Source organism: Vibrio sp. 10N.222.46.A1, assembly GCF_041473595.1.
Classification (GTDB): Bacteria; Pseudomonadota; Gammaproteobacteria; order Enterobacterales; family Vibrionaceae; genus Vibrio; species Vibrio tasmaniensis_A.
The window spans coordinates 1-6,153 of sequence record NZ_JBFRSN010000815.1 but is presented as its reverse complement, the minus strand read 5'-3'; the positions used below and the strand labels follow the sequence as shown (position 1 = coordinate 6,153).

General features: G+C 42.2%; 6 protein-coding genes. 3 read left to right on the top strand and 3 right to left on the bottom strand.

What is annotated here, in order from left to right; translation table 11 throughout:
* Window positions 1-700, bottom strand: a 700-nt coding sequence (locus tag AB4496_RS20475; protein WP_372131802.1) for a LysR family transcriptional regulator, incomplete at its 3' end; no start/stop codon positions are given.
* A 795-nt stretch (window positions 701-1,495) separates the two neighbouring features.
* On the opposite strand from AB4496_RS20475, the gene AB4496_RS20470 reads away from it, so the two are divergent.
* Genes AB4496_RS20470 through AB4496_RS20460 form a run of 3 tightly spaced genes read left to right on the top strand, consistent with a single transcriptional unit; the run spans window position 1,496 to window position 3,952 of the window.
* A complete protein-coding gene (locus tag AB4496_RS20470; protein ID WP_102257759.1) occupies window positions 1,496-1,990 on the top strand; it encodes a TadE family protein in 495 nt (164 codons plus the stop codon).
* Between the two features lie 11 nt (window positions 1,991-2,001).
* Window positions 2,002-2,559, top strand: a complete 558-nt coding sequence (locus tag AB4496_RS20465) for a TadE/TadG family type IV pilus assembly protein (protein ID WP_009847506.1) — start codon at window positions 2,002-2,004, stop codon at window positions 2,557-2,559.
* Window positions 2,560-2,569: 10 nt separating this feature from the next.
* Window positions 2,570-3,952 carry a vWA domain-containing protein gene (locus AB4496_RS20460; protein WP_102257760.1) on the top strand — a complete coding sequence of 461 codons (1,383 nt, stop codon included), beginning with the start codon at window positions 2,570-2,572 and terminating at the stop codon, window positions 3,950-3,952.
* A gap of 157 nt (window positions 3,953-4,109) precedes the next feature.
* Here AB4496_RS20460 and AB4496_RS20455 read toward each other — a convergent pair whose 3' ends face one another.
* Window positions 4,110-5,798, bottom strand: a complete 1,689-nt coding sequence (locus AB4496_RS20455) for an AMP-binding protein (protein WP_102257761.1) — start codon at window positions 5,796-5,798, stop codon at window positions 4,110-4,112.
* 90 nt (window positions 5,799-5,888) lie between these two features.
* On the bottom strand, window positions 5,889-6,153 hold a 265-nt coding region (locus tag AB4496_RS20450; RefSeq protein WP_372131800.1), incomplete at its 5' end, for a helix-turn-helix domain-containing protein.

Here is a 6,153-nt window from a genome sequence, read left to right as displayed (position 1 = left end):
TGACAGTCGTTAACCCCATATCAAAGGTACCGACTTCCATCCACTGAATGGTGCTGCTTTGAGTCGATATGTTTGCTTGCCTAAACCATTCCTCCCACGGGAAACAACCGCTATCAAACTGAATCAGCCAACATTTGAGGAGTTGTTCAGGTGATGTGAAGTTCAAAGAGTTTGCGAGTTCAGGGGAACAAAAAGGGTAAACCGGTTCGTTGATTAGCATCTCAAGAGTCAAGCCTTCTTCAACGCATAGATCTTCGCCTTGTCGAATAGCAACATCAATCTCGCCATGTTTTAAATTTGGGGTATCACACCCTGTTAGTATCTTAATTGGGATCTCTGGGTGCTTTACCGAGAACTTCCACAGCCTAGGTAGTAACCAACGAGAAGCAAAAGAAGGGGGACTTCTAACAACAAGCAGCCCTTGAATAGGTTCTGATTGGATCTTGTTTAACCCCAGCAGAACCTCTTGAAATCCATCAGAGACATGTCTAAAAAGTGTGTGCCCTTCATGCGTCAAAGTCATTGCACGCCCCTTACGAATAAAGAGCTTACATCCAAGCTGTTCTTCTAACTGTCGAATCTTCTGGCTGACGGCTGCTTGAGTGACGAACAGCTCTTCAGCCGCTTTGCTGTAATTGCTCAAGCGAGCCGCAACTTCAAAGTAACGGAGACCTGAAAGGTGACGCAGTCTATTGTCCATAATCTCAGCTTATAGTTCTTGTTAATAATGGTTGTTCGATTATCGAACAGGTTGTTTTCATAATAGCGATAGAACGATGGCGAGCACAAGAGAGAAATTATGGAGTTATTAATCAATTTGAAGAGTTTTTTCGGTTATAAAATCTTTAAAAACAAGGTAATGGGAGTCAAGATTGACGAGACTAAATCTAATAAGGTGTTATGTGTAGAACAGTTAAGTCATCGAGTAAAAGAGGATTTAGGATTAAGTAGCGAGAACAACAATGATTCAGACTACACCAAATATTTATAACCTTTTGTTATCTTAAAGGAGTCGCAAGGGTTCTTTGTGAGGAAGGTCTCTTTGGGGTAGCTCTATCTAACTATTCCATAATAAACACTGAGAGTATTTCTATTTTATTCGCTACTAAACTAAATGCTTAATTTGAACTTTTGTTGTCTTATATTTGAGACTGTGGTGGTGATTTATATAGAAACAACAGCAGTCTGATTTATATCCTTACTTTATCTAATGGATATAAAACAGACAGTTATTTGGGTGCTGAATAAATTGGGAGTTAGATTCTATTTTATATTGGACGTTATTTTCGTATTTAACCAACTGAAAATAATATATTTTAATTACTATCGATATTGATAGCGGTAGCAATCGTATTACCTTCAAATACCCCTCGCGTATAAAACTTGAACAACTCATTTATCAATTCTATATCTGTAATGTTGAGCTTTTCTGTATCTCCTAGGTTTTCTATTGGGCTATATATGGGGAATAGAAAGGCGAAAGGGTGGGGGCTGTATGAGATCTATTTCAAGAGGTTCAGAACGTAACCGCTATCGAAGCGGTCTAAAATCCAAAATAAAAGGCATCGCTATTATCGAGTTTACGATCGTGGTGAGCCTGTTTTTTGCGCTTTTTTTGACGGTTGTTGATCTTGGTATATATGGGTTTGTTAAATTGACCATGCAACATTCGGCAAGAGAGGGCGCAAGATATGCCATCACAGGTCGTTCTGATCTCGATCCCGATGCATCGAGTAATCGAGAAGCGGCAATCTTAGAAAAAATTTCCCAATCTTCGAGTGGTCTACTCGACAAAGTGATGGATGTTCAAAACATACGTGTTGAAGATGTCTATGGTAATGCCGTCGCTGGTTTTGGTGGCTCAGGGGACATTATTTCTATTCATCTTGATTGTGAGTGGCCATCTGTAAACCCTTATATGTATGTTTTGCTTGATGACGGGAAGTTTAAATTTACCGTTAGTGCGGCAATGAAAAACGAAGCTTTTTAAGGAGGAACAGGATGTTTCCTTTGAAGATCAAAAGAGCCGCAGAGAAAGGGTTTGCGGCAATCGAAATGACCTTAATAGCACCATTGTTCATGTTGCTTATTGTTGCTGCTGTCGATATCACGCACCTCATTCAAGCCAATCACATCATTATCAGTATCAGTCGAGAAGGTGGGAACATTATTTCTCGGAGTAATACTGATACCCCTCAAGAAGTGATGGACATCATAGCGACGACATCGGGAACATTGGACTTGACGCAAGACGGTGTCATTTACATTACCGAGGTGGTTGGTCAAGAAGGTGCTTCCCCCTACATTAAAAGTCAATATCGATGGAACCAACACGGATTAAGTAAAAATAGTGCTATTTGGTCGAGTTGCAGTAACTGGGCAAGTGATGGGGAGTGTTCTGATGTGGATTCAGATGATCCCCCGCTCATCAATAATCTCGCAGTTGCACTTGATGACGGGGAGATCGTTTACAGCGTAGAGGTATTCTATGACTACTCACCCATCTTTAGTCGAGTATTCGACGAGCAATATATTTTGAGTGACACAACATATATGTAGGGAGGTTAAAATGGATAAGGGAACCCCAATCAAATATCGTTACAGTCGGGGGTTAGTGGCTTTGATGTCAATCATCGCACTGCCTTTTATTTTGTTAGTTGTTGGACTTTCAGTGGATGCTGGACGCGCTTACATTGTTAAGTCTAAATTATTTGCGGCGGTTGATGCTGCGAGTATTGCAGCCGCAAGAGCGGTCGCTAATGGCGAAGATGCAGGGCGTGCTGCAGCTCAAAAATATTTTTCAGCTAATATCCCCGCCGACTTTTATTCAGCAACGCCGAGCTTAGGTGCGGTGAACTTCGCATATGATTCTTTTGGTAATATTTCCATAGATATTTCGGCTACAGCGCAAGTACCTACTATCTTTTTGCCCTTGATAGGGTTAGATACATTCAACCCAGGAGTTTCAGCACAATCTATCCGTCGCCCCGTAGATTTGGTGTTAGTGATTGATAACACTACTTCCTTGAGACTAGGGAGTATTGGCGACGTGACACAAGACGTGATTGATCGGTCTAAGTCGTTCATTGAAAATTTTCATGAGGGATTTGATCGAATTTCATTGGTTAAGTTTGCTTTTGGATCTGAAGTCCCTGTGGGGTTCAATGCGACCCGTGGACATAGCCGGAGTACCATAAAATCTGAAATTGATAGCTTTAACTTTGGTAGCACTTCAAATGCCCAATATACCAATGCATCAGAAGGGATGTATCGAGCTCTGAATGAACTCAGAACTGTGACTGATCCTGCCAACTTGAAAGTGATTGTATTCTTTACTGATGGAGCGCCAAATACTTTTGCTACGACGTTTGATTTTGAAGGTGGTGGAACTCACACAGGGGCTATAAGATCGAGCGACGGTAGTAGTGGCAGACCTAGAGGTCTTTGGAGACATGATACGATTGCTACCAGGTTACCGGGCGGTTACGAGGGAAGAGATATTGATGACTATATCAGCGAAATTCCTCAGTATTATACAACTCATGATGCTAGTGCCACCGAGTTCAACATTTTGAACCCGACTCATGCGGTGCGCCCAGTAGCGCAATATGCCCCTGATAGTCATTCAGCAAATGATCTGTATACCAGAGTTAATCGGGTTGCTCGTAATCTAGTTGAAGACATCGCGGAAAAGGCTAGAACGGAAGACATATATGTATTTACGTTGGGTTTAGGCTCATCACTAACATCGGCAACTGGACCTGATAGTGAGTTTGGTGAGGACTTATTGTTACGAATGGCAAACTCTAGCGCGCTTTTAGATGATCCGGACCTGAGTTCCGACTATGATCCTGCTCAGCTTGAAGGGGTGTATTGCCATGCCATCGATGAAGAGGCATTAGGCCCTTGTTTTGATGAGATGTTAGACGTAATTATCAGGTTAACCTTGTAATACTTGTCTGCGGGTTATTGCTTGCGTTAAGACTGTCAGTAAGAAGAACAGTCATTAGGAAGTAGAATTACATAAAAAGAGGGAGCTCTTAAGCTCCCTCTTAGTGCCAATTTCAGTTTAGTAGCACTCTTTATTCAGTGTTAGGTGCAAGTAATGGTTATTCTTCCCAAACCACCAATTTATCTTTCGGCCAGTTATGACCGATTTCATGGTATTTCTGCTCAAGGATATGTCGCTTTATCTTGAGAGTCGGGGTAAGTACACCGTTGTCGATGCTCCACGGTTCCTTAATCATCAGTACCCCTTTGATCTTCTCATGCGAGGCTAACAGTTCGTTCATTTTTTCAATGACACGTTTACTTGTTCTTTCATAACGAGCTCGATCAAAATTAGGGAAGTCATGCGGTACCACTAGTAGGATAGGACCAGGTAAGCCTAAGCCGATCAAACACATCATTTCTACGCGGCTGTATTCAAACAGTTTGTTTTCGATTGGCACTGGAGCCACAAACTTACCTTTCGCAGTTTTAAAGGTGTCTTTTTTACGTCCCCGGATCGTTAGGTAGCCCTCGCTGTCGATATCACCAATATCGCCAGTATGAAGCCATCCCTCAGAGTTAAAAGACTCTTGGGTGGCTATGTCATTTTTGTAATAGCCAGAGAACATACCTTTGCTTCGAACCAAAATTTCTTCATCTTCTGCAATTTTGAGTTCGATGCCCGGACCAGCATTACCCACAGTACCAATTTTGTCGGCTCTAAACGGGTGATTAATCGTGCTGTAGGCGAAAGACTCTGTCATTCCCCAAGCCTCGGTAATGTGTAGACCAACACTCTCATACCATGCGAGTAGAGCCGGTGATACCGGAGCTGAACCACATCCCAAAACGCGGGCTTGATCTAACCCTAGGCCATCAGCCAGTTTCTTCTTAATGATGTTGTTGATAAACGGAATCTTAAGTAATAAATTCAGTTTCTTCTGCGGAAGCTTATCTTGGATTCGTTGCTGGAACAGAGTCCATAAGCGAGGAACTGAAATAAATAGAGTAGGGCGATGCATTTTCACATCATCAATAAAGGTATCTAAAGACTCCGGGAAAGCAGTGACTATACCGCCCATTACCGATGAGCCAAAGATGTAAACGCGTTCTGTAATATGGGCAAGCGGTAGATAAGAGAACAAGCGATCGCCGGGTTGGATACCAATATGATCGATCAACCGTTGAACTGACCACGTAAAGGCGCCGTATGTGAGCATCGCGCCTTTTGGTAGCCCTGATGTACCCGAAGTATAAACAAGCGACATTACTTTATCATCGTGATGCTGAGGACGCTTGGTTGAGGGTTCATGGGTATCGATGAGTTGTTCGAAAGTATGTTGGCACTTCGCTGCGCTATCGTAGGGAAGTGAGATACTCACCAAGTTTGGATTATCATCCAGTACTTTTTGAGTGGCCTTAGGGTCGTCGAGTTTACCCGCAATCACAATTTTACTTTCACTGTGTTCAATACAGTACTGTATGGTATCGGCACCCGCTGTTGGAAAGATTGGGACGCTGACAAAATCTCCTAACATCATGGCAAGATCGCAGATAAACCACTCCGCACAGTTTTTCGATACGAGAGCGACTCGATCACCGGGTTGGGCTCCGAGTCCTTCTAATGCTGACGCCAGTTTCAGTGCTTTGTCGGCCACTTCTTTAAAAGTAAATTCGACAAATTGGCGATTAATAATTTGTTTTAAATAGACCTCATCGGGGCGTTCTTCTGCCCATTTTAAAATCATGTCATTGGGTGTAGAGAGAGCTGTTGCTTGTTCTTGGCTAAACTCGTTAGGCTGAATCATTGTCTAACTCCATGTTTTTCGCTAAGTTATTTTTGTTAAAATCATGTTAAATGTACCATGGTTTTTTCTTTTAGGGAGTAAAATTAGCGTTTATGTTCTTTGTTTTCCGTTATCTGTGCAGGCTCGCCTGTAACTTGCAGGCGTTACTCCAGTCCGTTTCTTAAAAATTCTCGAGAAATATGACACATCCTTGTATCCACATTGATAGGCAATGACAGCAATTTTTGATTCGGTATCTGCCTCGATTAACTTTTTGGCAAGTAGAATGCGTTTATCGCACACGAAGTCTCTAAAGCTTACTCCAAAGTGTAGATGAAACTTCTTAGAAAAATAGGTGGTTGAACAGTGACATTTC